Here is a 21,012-nt window from a genome sequence, read left to right on the forward strand (position 1 = left end):
GAATTGATTTTTAAATCAATTTTTAAACATTTGTTTGAATTAATTTTATTTTTCAATAATCACAAGAACGTTTTTTTCATTTTTTGTATTCTGTTTCTTCTTGGGGTTTTTGTTTTTGTTTTTGATTTTCGTTTTTCATTTTTGAAAGCAATTTTCGTTTTGAGTTTTCGTCCGATTATTTGAAACGGCGTCGTCTTGCCGGAATAATAACTGCCGGCCGCAATCAAACAGACCGCGATGCCGATAAAACCGATGAAAAACGGCATAAAGCCGAGTGTTTCAACGCTTCCGGCGGAACACATCCAATGAACAAATGAAATTGCGATGACAGCAAACCCGATCGGCAGATAATTTTTATCAAAAAATTGATCAGCGTCGGTAAAAGCCGGATTCGCTTGCGCCAATTTTTCAACGAGATATTTCAGCGCGATTAAAAAAAACAAAACTGCAATTGTTTTTAACGCGATTCCGCCTGTCAAAACAGCGAGTTCGTTATTGAGATACGACAACATGTTTTCAAATCCGTTTCAGATTAATTGCATTGTTTTTCAGTCAGCCGAACATTCGAGCGACGGCGTATTTTGAAAAAGCCGTATTTTTACGATTTTGAACGCGAACGGAATTTTGAATAATTTCCGGCAGGAATTCATCATATTTGACTTCCAAAATGATGATGTTCGTCCCATGCGTTCGAACCGTCGGCAGTTCCGGATTAAACATGTCTTTGGCATGAATTCCGGTCGTGATTTGAGAATCCAGCGTAATGCGCGTGTTTCCCGGCTTGTAAATAAACGGCTCGCGAATGTAATCGACAACCGTTTTCGGCCGCAGCAGTTCAAATTTCATTTTCGCGTAAAGCTCGACCAAAAGCGCGTGCTCGGATTCTTTCATCCAAGCCGTGTCGCCGACAATCATCCGCTCGCACTCGTCCTGCGTCACGGGCGCGTCAATTTTGTTGCAATAGCCGTTGATTTTTGTTTTCTTTTCCAGCCGAATGAAAGACGGATCGTCATTGTACATGCGGATTCTGAATTTTTCGCGATTGTTGACGCCGTCAACCTTTTCGCGAAGAACGCGATCGTTCGGCGTTTCGAAATACAAACTCCGAATTTTATACGTCCCGTTTTCACTGACATGCAAATCCTTATCGGCAAATGCAGACAGACGATTTTTAATCGTCAGATAATCCGCCATATTGATGTAATATTTGAGTTCATGTCTGAATTTTAAAGTCTCCATAAACCGTTTTCTCCGATTTGCTTGAGTTAATGTAAACCTAAATTTGAATTAAGGTTTACAATACTGAAATTAGACATCGTATATAAAATTGTCGAGTCAACGAGATAAAAACGGAATCGAAGCAGGAAAGAGATTTGGCAAAACGAAGGAAAGAAAAAATAAAATAAAATAAAAAACGGAAAAAAGAAAAATGGAAAAGTAGAAAGCGGAAAAGTAGAAAGCGGAAAAGTAGAAAGCGGAAAAACAGAAAAGAAAAAAACAAAAATGTAAAAGATAAAAATAAGATCAGCCGAACATTCTTGAAATCGCATATTTCGAAAACGCGGTGCTTTTTCGATTTTGAACCTGAACGGCGGTTTGAACGATTGCCGGAAGGAAATGATCGTATTTGACTTCCAAAATAATGACGTCTCCGCCGTTCGTTTTGACAGTCGGCAGTTTCGGATTAAACATGTCTTTCGCGTGAATTCCTGTTTTAATTTGCGAATCCAATGTCACTCGAACATTTCCCGGTTTGTAAATAAACGGCTCGCGAATGTAATCGACAACCGTTTTCGGGCGGAGATGTTCGTATTTCATTTTGGCGTACAATTCCGTCAAAAGCGCGCGCTCGGAATTTTTCATCCAAGCCGTGTCGCCGCTCAAAAGCTTTTCACATTCTTCCTGCGTCACAGGCGCTTCAATTTTGTTGGCAAAACCATTCACTTTCGTTTTCTTTTCCAACCGAATGAAAGACGCGTCGTCGTTATACATTCGAATGCGGAATTTTTCGCGGTTGTTGACACCGTTTATTTTTTCCGACAAAACACGGTCTGTCGGGGTTTCAAAATAAAGACTGCGGATTTTGTAGGTACCGTTTTCATTCACGTTTTTATCAATATCAGCGAAAGCCGACAGACGGTTTTTAATCGTCAAATAATCCGCCGTGTTAATGTAATACTTCAACTCGTGCCGGAATTTCATTTCCGAATACATCGAATCCATCATTGAGCCTCCGAAATTTTATTTAAATTTTCATTCGAATTTTCATTTAAATTTTTGTTCGAAATTTCCGAATCATCGTCAAGTTCCGGCAAATTGTCATCCGGCGCTTCCGACGGATCAGGCTCGTTAATCACATCCGGCAAATCCGAAACAGAAACCATGAAATTGTTAGATTCCGGCGTATATCTCGGATTTTCGGGTTTAATGTAATAGCGGTAAGTACGTTCCATAAACATTGCGTCAACCGGTGCGTCAACAGATAAATTTTCTCGCTCAACACGTTGATCGAAATGGTTTTTTGGAATCGTTCCGTTGAGCTGACCTTCGATGCTGCGCGCGCGATATTCCCCGAAAACACGCAGCGCTTCAACGCCTGCCGCGTAATCCTCGTATGAAACAAACGCCGTCGGATCGTCGCGAACGGATTCGCCGATCAGCAAATCAACGCGGTTAATTGTTTCTTCGTAGCGGCCGCTTTTGAAATAGCCGTCAAGAATGTCTTGAAGAATGTCATAATATTGTTCTTTATAAGTTTCATTTTTCAAGAGCATGTTAACGAACGGTCGATGATATATGGAAACGTTTGAATAAACCGGCGTGTCAATCGGATAATCAACGACTGACGGCGTACTGTTGTCTTTGTAGCCGTCAAACGCGAAATTCTGATCCCACGGGAAAATCATGAGCTTGCCGTCTTTTTCATAAATGTAAAAGTTTTGAAGCGACGGGCCGGCGTAGCTGTCCATGCTGACAACGATTCCGGTGACGGCGAAATAAGCCAAAGATTCGTCGATAAAAACATATTGATCCAAATCTTCGCCTTTGTTGATCTGCTCAATCGCTTTTAACGCGCGCTTGCAGTCGGAAATCGTCGTGTTTTTGAACACGGCATTTCCGAAAATTTGATAATAATCCCAAATGCTGTCAGTTGTGTAAATCAAAGCGGCGCCTTGATTGACATCGGTTCCGTACAGCGGCGAAAATCCGCCTAACTTCGGAACATTGCTTTCGTTGATTAATTCCGGTTTGTACAGTTTTCCGAAATCGTTTCCGAAAACGCGCCGCGCGAAATCATCCTCAACCGATTCGACCGCGAGATAAAGTCCCCAGTCCCGGCCGTTAATGTCAATATCGGCGTACGCGAAAAGCGGAACCGGCGCGCCGGCGTAATCCATCATATCGTAAGCCAGATACTCTTTCATGTAAGTCGGGTCGCGGTAATTGTTGTTGACGACGAATTCTTTTAATCCGAAAAAGGTTTGGCCGTAAACGTATTCGTCGGCTTTGAACTTGAAGCTGAAACGGTCGGAGTTGCTGGCGGCAACCGAAACCAAACTGGACTGGCCTTTGACGCGAATGCCGACGGCGCTGAATTTTTGACCGTTAATCGTGACGTTGCACGGGAGATAACTCTCGTCATGCGGGTTGGAAAGCAAATGATCCCAATCCGCCTCCCCCATTTCAATTTCAATCGTCATGACGGTGTTGCGGTCAAACATCATTTCGTCGTAATTGACGGTTTCCGATGCCGACGGGATTGGAATTAAGCCGGGCGCAAAAAGCAGAATCCCGACAAAAATAAGCGCGGCGGCGATCAGTACGACTGCCAGCGCGTTCATGTATTTGCTGTTGATGAGACCGGAGCCGGAATCGGCGCTCATGTCACATATTCTCCGTTGTAGCTGACCAAAACCGCGCTTGTCACGCCTTCAACGTTTGAAATTTTGTTTAAGAACTCACTTTCGCTGTTGACGAGGCGGACTTCAACGGTCAGTTCGATGTTTCCTTCGGAAAGCGTTTTGGAGCGAAGCACTTGCTTTTTAACGCCGTTTTGAATGATTTCCTTGACTTCTTTTTCGGCATCTTCGCCGGTGATGTCAACGACTAAAATGTACGGCTTATCCAGCGGTTTTTTGCTCGCGAAAATAATGAGAATGACACCGATGAAAGCGGAGCCGAGAACGGCGAGCGGAATGAGTCCCGCGCCGATGACGATACCTGCTGAAATTGCCCAAAAGAGGTACGCGATGTCCATCGGCTCTTTAACGGCGGAACGGAAACGGACGATGGAAAGTGCGCCGACCATACCGAGTGATAAAATTAAGTTGGAGCTGATTGCGATAATAATCATGGTCGTGACAAGCGTCATGGCAATCAGAGAAACCCCGAATCCCGAAGAATACATCACGCCGGAGAATGTTTTTTTGTAAACGAAAAAGATAAACAATCCGAGGATGAACGCCAAAACCATGGCAATGAAAATATCCGTCAATGAAAAATCAACGATGTTGTTGATGAGATGCGATTCAAAAATGTCATTAAAAGTCAAAGTCGCCATTTTATTTCTCCATAAACCCAAAATGTAATTCAAATTTTGATGATAAATAAGAATAACAAATATTTAAAAGAAAGGTTTGAAAAACGGAATCGGATTAGAATAATTCAAAAAGGGCAAAAGTTTGTAAATTGAAAATTGAAAAAGGAACACGCAATTTTGAAATTTTTAAAAACGTGCGGCACGCGCGCGAATCGGCGCGGCAAAAAATGAAATTAAAATAGGAGATAAATAAAAAATAAAAAGAAATAAAAAGCCGAATTAGAATTCCGGCTTGGATAATGCGTATGCGACGAAACAGATAACAATGCCGATGCCGACAAGCGCGAACTGGTTCACGTCGGATGTCAAATCAAGGGCTGTCATCGGCGCGCCGAATGCGTACCACGCGAAAAGAACGAGTGTGAGCGCAACGGATGCCGCTGTAACGTATGCAATTTCTTTCATGCCAATCATTTCAAAATCACCTAAGTTTGAAAATAGTTTTTAAATTTATATAGTTTACCCTTTTTGATTTGGAAAATGAAATTATGCGGCGGACTGAATTAAATTCATATAACAGAATATAAATAAATTCCAAATATTATTGAAGTATTTATTGTTTTAATTATTATTGTATCATCAATTAAATTAATTTTAAAAACGGAGGGAAAAAATGGATCAGATTCAATATTATGACGCCAATCAAATCGAAGGGCGTTCCATGACAATCGTTTTAGACAACGGAAAATTAGAAACGGTTTCCAAAAACAATTCAAAAGGCGCCGGCATCCGCGCGCTTTGCCACGGCTCTTGGGGCTACACGTCGATTGACGGCGAAACGGATTTAAAAACCGGCATTCAAAACGCGTCAGAATTGGCAGTTTCCATGAACAGAAGAACGCCCAAAGAAAAAGTGATTCTCGGAAGCGTTCCGAAAAGAAAAGTCGGCAGCATGCCGCAAATCAAAATCAACCCGGAAGACATCAGCATCGAAGACAAAGTCGAATTGCTCCGAGAAATTGAAAAATACGCGAAAGAAGAAGGCATTAAAAGCACGCGCGTTTCGTATTCCGAATCAATATTGACAACGCGCTTCATGAATTCCGAAGGCGATGAAAAGGAATATCAGACAGTCAGAAGTGGGTTTGCGGTGTCTGCCGTCGCCGCCGAAGGCAGCAATTATCAAGCCGGCCGAGAAAGCCGCTTTAACATTTCCGGTTATGAAATTTTTGAAAAAAACGATCCGTACGAATTGGCAAAACAAGCCGCGAAAACCGCAAAATCTTTGCTGACCGCAAAAACGCCCAAAGGCGGCGCGCTTCCCGTGATTTTGGATCCCGAACTTGCCGGCGTTTTTACGCACGAGGCCGTCGGACACGCGTCGGAAGCGGATTTGGTGCTTCAGAATGATTCCGTTCTTTCGGGAAAATTGGGAAAACAAATCGCGGTTCCCGAAATTACGGTGATTGATGATCCGACGATTCAGGAATACGGCTTTTATCCGTTTGACGCCGAAGGCGTGCCGTCTGAAAAAACCGTTCTCATCAAAGACGGGATCATGAATTCATACATGCATTCCAGAGAAACCGCCGGCGCGTTTGAAGGCGTTTCGGGAAACGCGCGCGCCCAAGGGTATTCGATGCCGGTCGTTCGCATGAGCAATACTTATATCGACAAGGGAAACGCGACTTTTGAAGAAATGCTTGAAGACATCAAAGACGGCATTTATTTAATCGGCTCGCGCGGCGGCCAGGTCAACACCGGCGAAGGCGTTTTCCAATTCAACGCCGAAAAAGGATATTTGATTAAAAACGGCGAAATTTCGGATTTGGTTCGCGATGTTTCATTGTCGGGACAAACACTGGACATTTTAAATCACATAAAAATGGTCGGAAAAGATGTCAAGCTGCATGCAGGCCACTGCGGCAAGTCCGGGCAGACTGTTCCGGTCACCGACGGCGCGCCGCACATTTCAATTTCAAAAGCAACGGTCGGAGGTGCCTGAGATGACGGCAAATAAAACAGAAAACGCGGAAAAATTGTTTCCGGAAAACAAAATATCAATTGAAGAAATCCGATCCGGCATTGAAAAAGCGCTGAAGCTTTCCGAACAGCTCGGCGCATCGGATGCGGAAATTGTTTTTTCAATCGGGGAATCGACAAGCATTCAATTCAAAAAAGACGTGATTGAGACGGCAAAACAAAGCACGAATGCCGGCTACGGCGTGCGCGCGGCGGTCAACGGCGCTGTCGGGTTCGCCGGAACAAATTTAATCTCTGATTTGGAAAATACCGTCCGGACGGCGGTCGCATCGGCGAAAGTGATGGAAGCGGATCCGCTTTTCAAAAGTTTTCCGGCAAAATCGGAATACAAAACGGTAGACGGTTTGTTTGATGACAAAATCGTTGAAATGCGTTTGGACGAATGTATCGAATGCGCGACCGACATGATTTCAGGCGTGAAAAGCATTGAAAACATGATTCCGACATCCGGCGGATTTTCGAGATCGGTTTCTTATTTGATGATTATGAACACGAATGATTTGTTCGCTCAAAGAAAAGGAACGGCGATCTCGGGTTTCGCGGATGTGACGACAATGTCCGGCGAAGTTTCAACGGCTTACGATTACGCGGTGTCGCGCGAGAAAAACGTGGACTTCGCGAAAATCGGCGAAAATGCCGCAGATTTGGCGAAAAAATCACTCAACGGCGTGACGTGTGGCGCGGAGAAAATGCCTGTCATTTTCCACCCGTTTTCATTCTCCGACATTTTGGAAAATACGCTTGCGCCGTCTGTTGACGCGGACAATATTCAAAAAGAAAGGTCGGGCCTTGTCGGTCGCCTCGGCGATGAAATCGCAAACACCGAATTGTCAATCGTTGATGACGGAACGCTTGCCGGCGGCATTTCAAGCGGCGCTTTTGATGACGAAGGCACGCCGACGCAAAAGACAAATGTCATTGAAAACGGTGTGCTGAACTCTTATTTGTATGACAGCTACACCGCCGGAAAAGACGGCGTGAAAAGCACCGGAAACGGATACCGATATTCGTATTCGTCCGCGCCGAGTGTGGATTTCAGCAATTTCATCATTCAGTTTCCGCAAAGCGATGTCATTCGCGAAACGAAGCGCGGCATTTACGTCAATACCGTCATCGGCGCACATACCGCGAATGAAATTTCCGGCGATTTCTCAATTGAAGGACGCAACGCGTTTTTAATTGAAAACGGCGAAATTTCAAAACCGATTAAATCAGTGATGATTTCCGGAAACATTTTTGAAATGCTTAAAAATATTGACGGCGCCGGAAAAGATGTGCGTTCCGTCGGCGGCATTATCACGCCGTCGATTCGAATTTCGGAAATGAGCGTTATTGGGGAGTAAAACGGTTCTCGCTGCGGCGGAGTGAGCCGCAACCGAACACCCGAATGAACGCTGCCGCATCCGTAAAAAAGAATGAAAAAACGGAAATAAAACGCCGTTTTTTTATTATATTTATAATTGTTTGCGGTTTAAATGTTTATTTGAAAGATATTTCGAATAAAATGAAAAAAAACGAGATTGAGCATATCACTAATAAAATAAAAAATGAAGAATGAATGTTGAAGGACAAAGGATTTATAGAATATTTATCATTTTCAAACATAGATCTAATTTAGATTTAACCGACCGTTATTGATTTGTGGCGAATTTACAACGGTTGTGTTTCAGATATGACTCATTTTATTATCCGTGTTGCGAGTGAAAGACTTCGTTTGAAAAAACCGTCAAACACTTTTACGCAAGGGTGAAAAGAGTAATCGGAGGAAAACTTTTGGAGAAATATACCTACATTTTTGGCGCAGGCCTGACAGAAGGAAAAAGCGATATGAGAAACCTTCTTGGCGGAAAAGGCGCGAATTTGGCTGAAATGGCGAATTTAAACATCCCTGTCCCGCCGGGCTTTACGATTACAACGGAAGCATGTATCCATTATTTGGCAAACAAAGGGTTAACGGACGAAATGCATAAACAGATTTTAGCGGCCGTTGACAAACTTGAAAACGTCACCGGGAAAAAACTCGGCGACAATGCCGATCCGCTTTTAGTTTCCGTTCGTTCCGGCGCTAGGATTTCAATGCCCGGCATGATGGACACTGTTTTAAATCTCGGATTAAATGATATTTCTGTCGAAGGTCTTTCCTCCAAGACCGAAAATCCTCGTTTTGCTTATGACTGCTACCGCCGCTTTATTTCAATGTTTTCCGATGTCGTTCTCGGCATTGAATTCAATAAATTTGAAAAAGCGCTCGAAGCACAAAAGAAAAAATCCGGCGTCGAATCAGACACCGATTTGTCCGTTGATGATTTAAAAGAAATTATCGCGGCATCCAAACAAATCGTCAAAGACGAAAAAGGCTTTGACTTCCCGCAGGAACCCGAAAAGCAATTATTCATGGCGATTAACGCTGTTTTTGATTCATGGAATTCTCAGCGCGCGATTACCTACCGCAAAATTAACGGCATCCCGGGAGACTGGGGAACAGCGGTAAACGTGCAGTCGATGGTTTACGGCAACATGGGCGACATGTCCGGAACCGGTGTCGCTTTTACGAGAAACCCGTCCACCGGCGAAAACAAATTCTTCGGTGAATATTTGATTAACGCCCAGGGCGAAGACGTCGTCGCCGGCATTCGAACGCCGTCCGAAATTTCAACGCTTGAGAAGAAAATTCCCGACGCGTACAAACAATTAATCGACATCTGCCAAACCCTTGAAAAGCATTTCAAGGACATGCAGGACATCGAATTCACGATTGAAGAAGGAAAGCTTTACATGCTTCAGACCAGAAGCGGCAAGAGAACCGCGAAATCCGCGACAAAGATTGCCGTTGACATGGTCGAAGAAGGCTTAATCGACAAAAAGACGGCTGTGACACGCGTCACGCCGGCGCAGATTGACCAGCTCCTCCACCCGATGATTGATCCGTCCTGCAAACAGAACGTGATTGCCAAAGGTCTTCCGGCATCCCCGGGAGCCGCCGTCGGAAAAGTCGTATTCACACCCGAAGATGCTGAATACATGGTTGAAAAAGGCGAAAAAGTCATTTTGGTCAGAACCGAAACCTCACCCGAAGACATCGGCGGCATGTATGTCGCGGAAGGTGTTTTGACGGTCAGAGGCGGTATGACATCTCACGCGGCTGTTGTCGGCAGAGGCATGGGCAAGCCCTGTGTTGTCGGCTGCGGCGACATCACAATTACGGAATCAGAAGACAAAAAATTCTATGTCGGCGATTTAACCATTAACGAATTGGATTACATTACGATTGACGGCAGCACCGGAAGCGTCATTTTAGGCGAAATGCCTTTGATTCCGCCGGAAATCAGCGAAGATATCGAAGTTTTGCTCGGCTGGGCGGACGGAATCCGCACGCTCGGCGTCCGCACAAACGCTGACACGCCTGAAGACGCGCAAAAAGCACTGGAACTCGGCGCAGAAGGCATCGGTCTTTGCAGAACGGAACACATGTTCTTTGAAGAAGAAAGAATTCCGGTCGTTCGCAACATGATTCTTGCAGAATCCAAAGAAGAGCGCGAGATTCAGTTGGCGAAACTCTTGCCGATGCAAAGAAAAGACTTTACGGAAATTCTCCGCGTCATGCAGGGAAAACCTGTGACGATTCGCTACTTAGACCCGCCGCTTCACGAATTCCTCCCCAAAGTATTCGAATTAAAAGAAGACTTGGAACATCTTAAAAAAGAAGGCGCGTCCAAAGACGAAATCGACGCGATTGAAAAGATGATTGATCGTGTCATCAATCTTCACGAACTCAATCCGATGCTCGGCCACAGAGGATGCCGCCTCGGCATTACTTATCCTGAGATTTACAACATGCAGACGCGCGCCATTTTTGAAGCGGCCTGCAACCTTCACAAAGAAGGCATCATCGTGAAGCCTGAAATCATGATTCCGCTCGTCGGCCACGTCCGCGAATTGGAAATCACCAAGAAGGACGTCAACGAAACCGCCCAAAAAGTGATGGAAGAATGCGGTGTTACGATTGAATACACTGTCGGAACAATGATTGAATTGCCGCGCGCGACAATGACCGCCGACCAAATCGCAAAGGAAGCTGAGTTCTTTTCCTTCGGAACAAACGATTTGACGCAAACGACATTCGGCTTTTCCAGAGACGATGTCGCAAAATTCATTCCGCTCTACATTGAAAAAGGCATTTTGCCGGAAGATCCGTTCGTTGCAATCGATCAGGAAGGCGTCGGCGCGTTGATGAAAATCGGTGTTGAGAAAGGAAAATCCACGAAACCCGATTTGAAAATGGGCATTTGTGGCGAACACGGCGGCGAGCCGAGTTCCATCCGCTTCGCTTATTCACTCGGCTTAAACTATGTCAGCTGTTCCCCCTACCGCGTGCCGATTGCGCGCTTGGTGGCGGCGCAGGCGAGCATTGAAAACGAAAACAAATAATGAAAATCGGAATCAACCGATTTTCAAACTCTATTTTTAAAAACGTACGATTTGATTTTGAATTAAATTTTCTTCAAAAGCGCAGCGGCTCGCGCGCGGCGGCAGCCGTGAAATCAAAAAATAAACAAAAAAAAGGAAAGGAAAGCCGAAATCAAACTTTATTTTCGGCGAATCCCTCAACGGAAAGATCAATTTGAACCGGCGGTTTTTGCGGGTTATAAATCATTTCTTTGGCTTTGACGCGAATTTCAACATCCGCATCGGCGATGCCGTTTTCATTCATGTATTTGAAAATGTCTTTTCGCGCAAATGATTCGGCGTAATGAACGGCGGCATCTTTGTTTGAAAATGCGCGCTGGCCTTCGGAAGTAAACGTGTTGTAGCGAAGCGTCCAGTCACCGTTTTCTTCTTCTTTGGATTCCACTTCAATGCGGATTTCAACGCGTTTCGCAAGTTTTCCGGCAAGACAGCCGACAGCGTTTCCGACGGCGTAATGATCGGGCGCAATGATTTCAGCGTCCAAAAACTCGCCGAGTTCGGGAATGAAACAGCGAACAGGCGCACCGATTAAAATAATCGGAATATCTACTTTAAACCGCAAATAAGAGCTGTCGCCGATGCCGCCGAATTTGTCGGCGAATAAATTCAATTCATCGCGCGAAAACGTATCGTTTAAGAACAGAACGGTTTCAATCGCCATGATTTTCGCAAATTTGCGCTTAACGAACCGGCAGAAATCTTCTTTGGCCATATTGAAAATTTCGGCAAGCTTTCTTGCGCCAAGCTGCGCGATTTCAACGTCCCATTCGGAAAATTCACCTGTCACGTGAAGAACGTCGGTCGGCGTAAATCCGATGAGCTGAATCAACCGCTTGTTGACCAACGTTTCAACGATGTCAAACGGAATTTCGCCTTCGGGAAAATCTTTCCAGTTCAAATCATCAATAAAAGCCGGCTCTTCGCTCATTTTTTGATAAACTTTCATCTCATCGGGAGACAAATTCGTCGCTTCGTAGCCGCTTTTTAAAACAAGCGTTGTCTTTTGCATGAATTCGTTCAAAGACATATTGTGCGCCGCCCAATGATTTGTAATTGTTTCGGCAATTTTCGGATACATGACGGCGGCGCGGCAAAGCGGAATGACGCGGCGCGGGCCGATCGTAACGGACGGCAGGCGCGCTTCCAAAACGTTTGCGGCGTTCACCCAAATGTGACTGTCGCCGCCGGCGGCAATCGTTTCCATTTTGATTGCGCGGACTTTGGTTTTCCAGCCGCCGACGGTCGCGCCGAGGTCGGAAATCTGCGGAATGCCGTCTTCAATCATCGAAACATCCGTGCTGGTGCCGCCGACATCAATCGCGAGACAAGTTTCTTTGCCCGACAAAAAAGACGCGCCGAGAACACTGGCCGCAGGCCCCGAGAAAATCGTTTCAACCGGGCGTTCCATGACTTCGGAAAACATCGCGACTGCGCCGTTGCATTTGAGCATAGTGGTTTTGACGCTCATGCCGCGGCGCTCTGTCTCTTCGGCGACGGCTTCAAGGAATGTGCGCGCAACCGGAAGGAGTGAGGCGTTTAAGTAAGCCGTGACACCGCGCTCGTAAGCGCCGAGCGCGTGCGCAAGTTCGTAGCCGCAGACAACGGGATAACCCGTCAGTTCATGAATCAAATTACGAGCTGCTTTTTCGTGATCGGGATTTAAAATGCTGTAAAAAGATGAAACGGCAAAAGCCGACACTTTATCTTTGACCGATAAAACGTATTCCCGAATGGCGTCTAAATCCAATTCTTCGTTTTCTGCGCCGCGGTAATTGTGACCGCCTTTGACGACCGCGCAATTGTCTTTGAGATGTTCGGGAATTTTTTGAGAGCCGATTAAAATTAAAGCGACCGGCGCGCCGTTTTTCTCCAAAATTGTGTTGGTTGCAAACGTCGTTGAAACCGAGAGCAGTTTGACCCGTTTTAAAGTTTCGGAATCCAGCAGATCCAAAACATTTTGAATGCCGCCGAGCGGATTCGGGTAAGTCGTGAGCGCTTTTTTGGATTCCAAAATGACGCGGCCATCCATATCGACGAGCGCAGCATCCGTATATGTGCCGCCCGCATCGATTCCGAGTGAGATATTGTCTGACAAACCATCAACCTCCTGATGTGTGATGTGTTATGATTCAATATCGGCAAAAGTGAATCGCTCAATTCCCCCGAAAAGAGCGTTTGCCGTTTTTTGAATTAAAATTAAAAACAGAATAAATAGGGAGATAAACCAATTAAACCTTTTTAGAAAAAAGAAAACAAAGTTGAAGAAAATAAATAAAAGAAATTAAAAATGAAAGGAAACGTAAAGTATTATATAATTTTAAAAATGGCTTTGATGAAACGGATTTAAAAATGGAAATGTTCATGGGCGAATTTATATAAACGAAAAGGGGTATTAAAAATCATGAAAGCGTGCATCATGTGCGGCGGAACCGGAACACGGCTTCGCCCGTTGACATTTAAACGGCCCAAACCGATGATTCCGATTTCCAACAAACCGTCGGTGCTTCATTTGATTGAACATTTGTCAAAAGAAGGATTCAACGACATCGTCATCACGCTCGGTTATAAAGGCGAAGATGTCGAAGAAGAACTCGGTGACGGCAGCGTTTACGGTGTGCACATTGATTACGTTTATGAAAAGGAAAAGCTCGGAACGGCCGGCAGCGTTAAGAACGCGCAGGAGTTTCTCGGCAACGAACCGTTTATCGTTGTCGGCGGCGACCATGTGATGACGCTGAACCTTCGGGAAATGTTCCGCTTCCATCAAAATAATGAGGCGGATGTCACAATCGGATTGCTTTCGATTGACGATCCGAGAGAATTCGGTATCGCCGACATGGATATCAACAACCGCATTTTACGATTCTTTGAAAAACCCAAAGCCGGCGAAATTTTCAGTAATCTTGCCAGCACCGGCATTTACGTTTGCAATCCGTCGATTTTTGATAAAATTCCGACAGGCGAGAAATTCGATTTCGCGAAAGACCTGTTTCCGACGATGCTTAATAACAACGAGCGCATCAACGGCGTTTTAGTCCGCGGCAAATGGACGGATGTCGGAAGCGCAGGCGCGTACCGCGACGCTCAAAAATGGATGCTGGACGACATGACCGAAACGGTTTTAGAAGGCAATTTCATTTCAAACGGCAAAATCCAGGGACCGCTTCATGTCGGCTCCGGCGTTGCAATCGGCGGGAATTCGTCGCTGGTCGGACCGCTTGTCATCGGCGAAAACACCGTGATCGGCGAGCGCGTTCTTATCGGCCCGTATTCGGTCATCGGCTCAAACTGCGTCATTGAAGACGATGTCAAAATTCTTTCTTCTTACGTTTTCGACGGCACAAAAATCGGTAAAGGAACAACGCTTTCAGGCGCGATTGTTGACGGCGACTCCTCTGTCGGCGCAAACAGCAGCCTTGAAAACGGAACGATTGTCGGCCCGAACGCCAAGCTCGAAGAAAATGTAACAATTCACTCCGGCGTGAAACTTTGGCCGGAAACCGTGATTTCAAAAGGCGAAAACGTTAAAGACGACCGGCTGAATGAAAAATACGGAACGGATGTCAGCGGCTCCTGAACAAGACAGCGAAAACAAAATCGGAAACTGTAAAACAAAAAACAGAAAAGCAAAACAAAAAACAAACAATAAAAACAAAATCGGAAAAAAGCGGGTTCTGTACAGGGGTTTTAAAAAATGGTTGATTACAAGAAATTTTTCATAATCAGTTTGGCAATCAGTTTAATTTCAGCGATTGCCATCATTTTCCTGACGACAGATGCCGAAACGCTTGAATCGTTGAAACAGATTCGCTTAGAATTTATTGTCGCCGCACTTTTGCTGCAGCTTTTTTCTTATGTTTTGACGGCGCGGAAGACGAAGTTTTTGCTGCGCTCTCTCGGCTACCAAATTAAAACATCCCAGGCGCTTGAAAACGTTTTAACGGGTATTTTGCTGGCCTCGCTGACACCGTCTTCTGTCGGCGGCGAGCCGGTTCGGATTCTTCTGCTCCGCAAAAACGCGAAAGTGCCGGTCGGAAAAGCGACCGCCGTCATCTTTATGGAACGCTTTTTAGATGCGTTTATCATATTCATTTGCCTGATTCCGTCTTTGTTTGTTCTTCGTTCCTTCTTGGGAAGTGAAGAGGGGCGAGGCATTTGGGGCATTGACACGCTTCTCATCATCGGAATCGTGATTTTGTTCGCGCTCCTGGCGGTTTTGATTTACGCGATCATTCGCCCGAAATTCGCGAAGAAATTGAGCCGCAAAATTCTGATATTTGCGGAAAAGAAAGCGCCTGAGAAATACAAAGCGCGAATCAATAAGATGATGATCACGTCGGAAAATGAAATTGATCTTTTCCAATCCAGTTTCAGACGGTTCCTTTCAGTCGGAAAAGTGAATCTGATTGTCGCCGTTTTCTATACAATTATTTACTGGGCGGTTCACTTCTCCGTTTTGTGGCTGGTCCTGCTCGGCTTAAACGTTCATCCAAATCTGCCGCTGATGTTCGCAACGCAAATCGTGCTCTCCATCATCATGGTGATTCCGGCAACGCCCGGCGCAAGCGGTATCACGGAACTTGCGGCTTACACGCTGTATTCTTTGTTTATTCCGGCCTCGCTTGTCGGCGTGACGGTGATTGCCTGGCGCGCGATTACGTATTACGTCAATATTGCCGCGGGCGCTTTGGCTTGCATTAAAGTGATTCGAAAATACGGCATTAACGCGTTCGGCCCGAAAACGGAAATGGAAGCTTTGGATCCGAACAATTAATTTGAGTCAAACCGCTCAAAACGGATTTAAAAAATGATAAGTTTTTATATGAAGTCAAAATAAATAAGGCTTCATCTCACATTTTTGAAAATAATTCCTGCGTTTGCAGGCGGAAAAATTAATCGGTGTATTATAAAATGTATGTCAATAGCAATTGTGTCGGCTGCAGTCAGTGCGTCGCGTTTTGTAAACATGACGCGATTGTTGCCAAAGGACGGGCAACGATTACGGAAAACTGTAAAGAATGCAACTTCTGTACGTCGTATTGTCCGATGAAAGCGATTCAGCCGGGAACGGGAGGCCTGTAAATGACAACGGAAAACAAAAAAGCGATTGTGATCGGCTCAGGCCTCGGCGGTTTATTGACGGCGGCACAGCTTGCCAAAGACGGCTGGAATGTCGACGTTTATGAAAGGCTCGCTTTAATCGGCGGCCGTTTCGCGAATATCGAATACAACGGCTACCAGCTTTCAACCGGCGCACTTCACATGGTTCCGCACGGCACCGACGGCCCGCTTGCAAGAATGCTCAGAGCTCTCGGCGCGGATTTTGAAATCGTTCAATCGACACCGATGGCAACCGTCCGAATGCCGAAAAATGCGGAAGAGACGGATTATAAGAACGGTTACGAAGACATTTCTTACTTGGATTTTAAGAAGCATCTGACGTCTAAAAACAAACTGATGATGGTTCTTTTAACGCTCGGCTTTAAAGCCGGTATCATTCGCCCGACCAAAGTCGGTTTCAAAACGTGGTACTCCAAATACATTCACGATGACAGAATCGATCGCTGCGCCGACTCTTTTACCGGCTGGGCGCTCAGCACGACCGCCGATGAGGTCACGACGCGTGAAGTTTTTAAAATCTTTAACAACGTTTATACATATGGTGGTCCCGGAATTTTGAAAGGCGGCTGTCAAACCGTAATTGACGAACTTGTTCGAATCCTTTCCTCATACGGCGGAACGATTCACACAAAATCCGAAGTGACGAAGATTGTTGTCAAAGACGGAAAAGCAACCGGCGTTGTCGTCGGCGGAAAAGAAATTTCGGCGGATTTGGTGATTAGCGACATCGGTCACAAAGAAGCTTGGGAAATTTGCGAAATTGACGGTGTCGAAGGTGAATCGGCATCTCACGTTCTCGCGCTTTCGTCTCCCGTGTTTAAAGAATACGAAGACAAGCTTGCCGAAATGAAACCGTCTGCCGGCTTGAAGATTTGTTTTGCGTCGGATGAGCAGATTCTGCCCGACGGCTGCAGCTTAATGCTGACGCCTTACACGCGCCGGATTAACGGTTTAAATGAAGTGACGATTGCGGATCCCAATCTTGCGCCGCCCGGAAAGCATTTGATTATGTGCCACCAGAGAACGGCGCTTGACAAACTGGATGAAATTGATGAAGAAATCGAGCTCGGTCTTGAAGATGTCAAGGATTTGTTCCCCGACAAAAATGTTGAAATTTTAATGGTTCAGGTTCATCACGGCAGATGGCCGGTCAACCGCGCGTTTTCGGGAACGGATTTCGGAAACAAAACACCGATTCCGAATTTGATTGTTGTCGGCGACGGCGCGAAAGGCGAAGGCGGCATTGAAATCGAAGGAATTACATTTGGTGTCCGCGACGCTTTGAAAATTATTAAAAATCAATAAGAGGTAAGAATCGGAGAAGAAACATGAAAAACCGCCCGATTACTTATTCCAAAAACGTTTTTATTCCCGTCACGAATGTCTGCCGAAACAAATGCGTCTATTGCGGTTTTCGGCGCCCGGCAGAACATAAGGACGCTTTTTTAATGACGGAAGCCGAAGTCGCCGCGATTTTAAAACAAGGAGCTGAAACCGGCTGCACGGAAGCGATGTTCGCGTTCGGCGAATCCCCCGAAGAAAACGCGGCGTTTAACGCGCGTTTCGGAAAGCAATTGAATGAGATGGGTTTTAAAACCGTCATCGAATACACGGCGCATCTTTGCCGCTTAGCTTTGGATTACGGATTGCTGCCGCATGTGAACGGCGGCGTTCTTTCTTTTGACGAACTTCAATTGCTTGCGCCGCTGAACGCGAGCATGGGACTCATGCTTGAGACGACGGCAATTGTTTCGGCGCACGCGGATTGTCCCGGAAAAATTCCGGCCGCGCGTCTTGAAATGATTGAAAATGCCGGCAAATTGAAAATGCCATTTACGACGGGACTTTTAATCGGCATCGGCGAAACGCGTCAAGATTGGGCGGAATCGCTTGCCGAAATTCAAAAATTGCATCAAAAGTACGGTCACATTCAAGAAATTATTTTGCAGAATTACACACCCAACAGCGGTCAGGAAAATCCGATCAAAGACTTGAAACCGCCGACGAAAGAAGACATGATTGATTTGATTCTTTTAACAAAAAATACGCTGACGCCTGACATTTCAATACAGGTCGCGCCGAATTTGATGTCGCCGCTTGAATTGATTCAATACGGCGTAACGGATTTGGGCGGCATTTCGCCGGTGACGATTGATTATATAAATCCGGAAGCCGCATGGCCGAAAATCGAAGAATTGAAAACACTTTTGAGTTCAAAAGGATATGAATTTAAAGAACGGCTTCCGGTTCATCCAAAATTTGTGAAAAGCGGTTGGTTCGGAAAGGAAACTGAATTTTTGATTGAGAAATTGAGCGATGCTGACGGGTATCGGAAATATTAAGGCTATTTTGCTGCTGCGCCGACGCGCGCGAGCCGCACCGTTTTTTCAAAATCGTTGAAAATCGAGAATTGTTTTTCAAAAAAAAGAAAATCAAATCCGAATTTGATTCGGATTTGTCTGATTTAGTTTATTCATAATTCATATGCGCGAACATCACTCTGAACCAATTGCCGACAACCGTCCAAAACTCTGCGTAAACCGGATAATGATCGGAAACCGCATACGTTTCGTCTTCCGTTAAACCGTATTCCGCGCTGTAATTGAAAACGCCGGATGTGTTTGTAAAGTAAGGCGCAAGCGCTGCCGTAATGACGATTCTGTCATATGTGTTCTTGGTTTTTGTTGTCGTCACTTCTTCGTTTCCGATGAGCCAAATGTATTCGTCGGATTTAAAGGCGGAAGCGCCGCTTTCATTGAAATAGCTGCCGTCGGCGTTAAAGTCGCCCATCACGACATAATTTTCCTGACCTTTGTAAATGGATTTGGCGTATTGAACGACGCTGTCAAGCTCGTTGACCTCGTTTTTCGCGTCATCGGGTTTGGTGTGAATCAAAATGAAAAGCGCGTCAAAATCGCCGGCCTGCGCTCTGAAAGTCACCATGTAAGGCTCGCGCTCAAACGGGTCTGTTCCGTCAGGTTCGGGGTAAACCAGCGGCTCGCTTGCAACCAGCATGCTGCTCGCATTATAGATGTAAGCGTATTGTTCCTTGCTGGATGATCGGCCGAGGCGGTCACTGACAACGTAATCGTAATTGTAAGGATTGCCGTTTTCATCTGTTCCTTCGTTAATCAATTCAACCAATTTCGGCAAAGACGTGCCGCTCGCGTCACGAATTTCCTGAATGCCGACAACATCATAGCGGCGGATTGTTTTTGCCAAAACATCCATCACGTCGTCTTTGGCGGCTTTGGACTGCCCGAAGATTTGAATATTAAACGCCGCAATCGAAATTTGATCTTTGGCGGCGGCCGGGGTTTGAGAATCGTTTGTTTTATTCGTTTCATTGATTTCACTCAGCTCAGGCGGAATTACATCGCCCGGCGGACATTCATTCGAAGTCGAAGGAATCGGAATTTCCGTGTCCGCGCCGATGCAGCCGGCAAAAAGAGAAGTCAAAAGCAATACAGTCAAAAGAACGCTTAAAATCGCAGATTTCGATTTCATAATTCTAAAAACACGTTACCGCATTTATTTATTTTCGTCGGTGTTTGGTTTTTAAATGAAATAAAAATGAACTGAAAAAATGAAATAGAAGAAATGAAAAAATAAAAAACGAAACAAAAAATGAAATAACGAAAAAAGTGAAACGAAAAAACGAAAAAGTGAAACGAAAAAAACAAAAAAGATAAAATCAAATTTTTAAAATTTGATTTTATGTTCTCGGCGCGTATCTCCAATATTCGGCGTAAACCGGATAGTGAGAGGAAACGGCTTCTGCCTGTTCCTGCGTCAAATTGTATTCTTTTGTGATGTTAAAAACGCCTTTTGAGCCGATCAGGAAATGGCTGATTTCTTCCGTGACGATAATTTTATCGTAAGCTTTGCCGTCAAGCGTTGATCGGCATCTGTCGGTTGTCGCCCAAACATATTCGTCGGATTTCAGCGGCGAGTCCGTGCTTTGATTATTGTAGTAAGGCTCGTCGGCATAAAGGTTTCCTAAAACCGTCATATTCATCTGCCCGGCGTAAATCGTTTTAACATAATCGACAAGAGCTGCAAGCTGATCAATCTCATCGGCTGCATTGTTTTCATTAACATGGGTGTTGATGAACAAAATGTCGCCTGTCCCATTGTGCGCGCGGAACGCAAGCATGTACGGCTCCCATTTGAAAACGTCGCCGTTCGGCTCCGAATAAACGCGCGGAATGCTTGCCGGATAAACAAGATTTCTGTTGTAGATGAACGCGTACTGTTCTTTGTCACCGGACGGACCGATTTGACCGCTTAAATTGTACTGATAGAAGTAAGCGTTACCGCTTTCATCGGTTCCGTTGTTTAACTCCTTGACAAGCGTTTCCATTGCCGTTCCGTTCGGGTCGCCAATTCCCTGAACCGCGATAATATCAAAATTGCGGATTGTTTTGACAAGAATGCTTAAAGTTTCCGAATCGGATACTTTTGCGTCATTGAAATCCTCAATGTAATAAGTCGCAACGACAACGACACCTTCGCCGGTGTCATCTTTCAAATCGGACGATTCATTACCGGACTGATTCAAACAGCCGGAAAATGCGGATACCAACAGTATCAATAAAAACAAACCCAAATATGCTCTGTTTTTAAATCCCATGCTTTATGTATTGTTTTTATGGAATTTATTTATTTTGTTTGTAATTATCATTTTCAAAAAAACAATTATACAATTTAATAAAAATTGTTGTTAAAAATATTTTGCAAATTCAAAAACGGAACTCAGTAAAAATAAAATTAAAATTAAAAACAAAAATAAAATTAAAACAAAAATAAAATTAAAACAAAAATAAAATTAAGAAGAAAAG

At 44.9% G+C, this 21,012-nt stretch carries 18 protein-coding genes; 9 read left to right on the top strand and 9 right to left on the bottom strand.

Translation table 11 applies throughout. From position 1 onward, the window contains the following. Nucleotides 1-59: 59 nt before the first annotated feature. The 6 genes from MmiEs2_RS04415 to MmiEs2_RS04440 all read right to left on the bottom strand — a co-directional run bounded on the left by MmiEs2_RS04415 (nt 60) and on the right by MmiEs2_RS04440 (nt 5,014). Complete coding sequence (locus MmiEs2_RS04415) at nt 60-512, bottom strand: hypothetical protein (protein WP_316560205.1); 453 nt, start codon at nt 510-512, stop codon at nt 60-62. A gap of 40 nt (nt 513-552) precedes the next feature. Continuing rightward, nucleotides 553-1,239 (bottom strand): polyphosphate polymerase domain-containing protein, encoded by a 687-nt coding sequence (locus MmiEs2_RS04420; RefSeq protein ID WP_316560206.1) that lies wholly within the window; start codon nt 1,237-1,239, stop codon nt 553-555. A 285-nt stretch (nt 1,240-1,524) separates the two neighbouring features. Then, nucleotides 1,525-2,226 (bottom strand): polyphosphate polymerase domain-containing protein, encoded by a 702-nt coding sequence (locus MmiEs2_RS04425; protein ID WP_316560207.1) that lies wholly within the window; start codon nt 2,224-2,226, stop codon nt 1,525-1,527. Next, the gene (locus MmiEs2_RS04430) at nt 2,223-3,884 is read right to left on the bottom strand and encodes a CotH kinase family protein (RefSeq protein WP_316560208.1); all 1,662 of its coding nucleotides are present in this window, start codon (nt 3,882-3,884) and stop codon (nt 2,223-2,225) included. Before MmiEs2_RS04430 ends, MmiEs2_RS04425 begins: the two co-directional genes overlap by 4 nt. Next, on the bottom strand, nt 3,881-4,561 hold the full coding sequence (locus MmiEs2_RS04435; RefSeq protein ID WP_316560209.1) for a DUF4956 domain-containing protein: 681 nt from the start codon (nt 4,559-4,561) through the stop codon (nt 3,881-3,883). Before MmiEs2_RS04435 ends, MmiEs2_RS04430 begins: the two co-directional genes overlap by 4 nt. Before the next feature lie 258 nt (nt 4,562-4,819). Further along, the gene (locus MmiEs2_RS04440; protein WP_316558679.1) at nt 4,820-5,014 is read right to left on the bottom strand and encodes a hypothetical protein; all 195 of its coding nucleotides are present in this window, start codon (nt 5,012-5,014) and stop codon (nt 4,820-4,822) included. A 199-nt stretch (nt 5,015-5,213) separates the two neighbouring features. Between MmiEs2_RS04440 and MmiEs2_RS04445 the strand changes: the two genes are divergently transcribed. From MmiEs2_RS04445 to ppdK, 4 genes are all read left to right on the top strand, one after another. Then, the gene (locus MmiEs2_RS04445; protein ID WP_316558680.1) at nt 5,214-6,545 is read left to right on the top strand and encodes a TldD/PmbA family protein; all 1,332 of its coding nucleotides are present in this window, start codon (nt 5,214-5,216) and stop codon (nt 6,543-6,545) included. Between the two features lies 1 nt (nt 6,546). Further along, entirely contained in the window at nt 6,547-7,926 is a 1,380-nt protein-coding gene (locus MmiEs2_RS04450) for a TldD/PmbA family protein (RefSeq protein ID WP_316558681.1), read from the top strand. A gap of 44 nt (nt 7,927-7,970) precedes the next feature. After that, on the top strand, nt 7,971-8,141 hold the full coding sequence (locus MmiEs2_RS04455) for a hypothetical protein (protein ID WP_316558682.1): 171 nt from the start codon (nt 7,971-7,973) through the stop codon (nt 8,139-8,141). Nucleotides 8,142-8,356: 215 nt separating this feature from the next. Continuing rightward, nucleotides 8,357-11,011, top strand: coding sequence for a pyruvate, phosphate dikinase (gene ppdK / locus MmiEs2_RS04460; RefSeq protein ID WP_316558683.1), 2,655 nt, complete (start codon nt 8,357-8,359; stop codon nt 11,009-11,011). Between the two features lie 151 nt (nt 11,012-11,162). Here ppdK and MmiEs2_RS04465 read toward each other — a convergent pair whose 3' ends face one another. Next, nucleotides 11,163-13,145, bottom strand: a complete 1,983-nt coding sequence (locus tag MmiEs2_RS04465; protein WP_316558684.1) for a hydantoinase/oxoprolinase family protein — start codon at nt 13,143-13,145, stop codon at nt 11,163-11,165. Between the two features lie 306 nt (nt 13,146-13,451). Here MmiEs2_RS04465 and MmiEs2_RS04470 point away from each other — a divergent pair, with 306 nt between their 5' ends. The 5 genes from MmiEs2_RS04470 to cofG all read left to right on the top strand — a co-directional run bounded on the left by MmiEs2_RS04470 (nt 13,452) and on the right by cofG (nt 18,513). Continuing rightward, entirely contained in the window at nt 13,452-14,627 is a 1,176-nt protein-coding gene (locus MmiEs2_RS04470) for a nucleotidyltransferase family protein (protein WP_316558685.1), read from the top strand. A gap of 117 nt (nt 14,628-14,744) precedes the next feature. Then, nucleotides 14,745-15,824 (top strand): lysylphosphatidylglycerol synthase transmembrane domain-containing protein, encoded by a 1,080-nt coding sequence (locus tag MmiEs2_RS04475; protein WP_316558686.1) that lies wholly within the window; start codon nt 14,745-14,747, stop codon nt 15,822-15,824. A gap of 137 nt (nt 15,825-15,961) precedes the next feature. Next, nucleotides 15,962-16,132, top strand: coding sequence for a 4Fe-4S binding protein (locus MmiEs2_RS04480; protein WP_316558687.1), 171 nt, complete (start codon nt 15,962-15,964; stop codon nt 16,130-16,132). Beyond that, on the top strand, nt 16,133-17,476 hold the full coding sequence (locus MmiEs2_RS04485; protein ID WP_316558688.1) for a phytoene desaturase family protein: 1,344 nt from the start codon (nt 16,133-16,135) through the stop codon (nt 17,474-17,476). Between the two features lie 23 nt (nt 17,477-17,499). Continuing rightward, nucleotides 17,500-18,513, top strand: coding sequence for a 7,8-didemethyl-8-hydroxy-5-deazariboflavin synthase subunit CofG (gene cofG, locus MmiEs2_RS04490; protein ID WP_316558689.1), 1,014 nt, complete (start codon nt 17,500-17,502; stop codon nt 18,511-18,513). Nucleotides 18,514-18,640: 127 nt separating this feature from the next. Here cofG and MmiEs2_RS04495 read toward each other — a convergent pair whose 3' ends face one another. Both MmiEs2_RS04495 and MmiEs2_RS04500 read right to left on the bottom strand, forming a co-directional pair. After that, complete coding sequence (locus MmiEs2_RS04495) at nt 18,641-19,678, bottom strand: endonuclease/exonuclease/phosphatase family protein (protein ID WP_316558690.1); 1,038 nt, start codon at nt 19,676-19,678, stop codon at nt 18,641-18,643. A gap of 208 nt (nt 19,679-19,886) precedes the next feature. Beyond that, nucleotides 19,887-20,765 (bottom strand): exonuclease/endonuclease/phosphatase family protein, encoded by an 879-nt coding sequence (locus MmiEs2_RS04500; RefSeq protein WP_316558691.1) that lies wholly within the window; start codon nt 20,763-20,765, stop codon nt 19,887-19,889. Nucleotides 20,766-21,012: the final 247 nt, after the last annotated feature.

The sequence above is a fragment of the Methanimicrococcus stummii genome, from assembly GCF_032594435.1.
In the GTDB taxonomy this organism is placed as follows: domain Archaea; phylum Halobacteriota; class Methanosarcinia; order Methanosarcinales; family Methanosarcinaceae; genus Methanimicrococcus; species Methanimicrococcus stummii.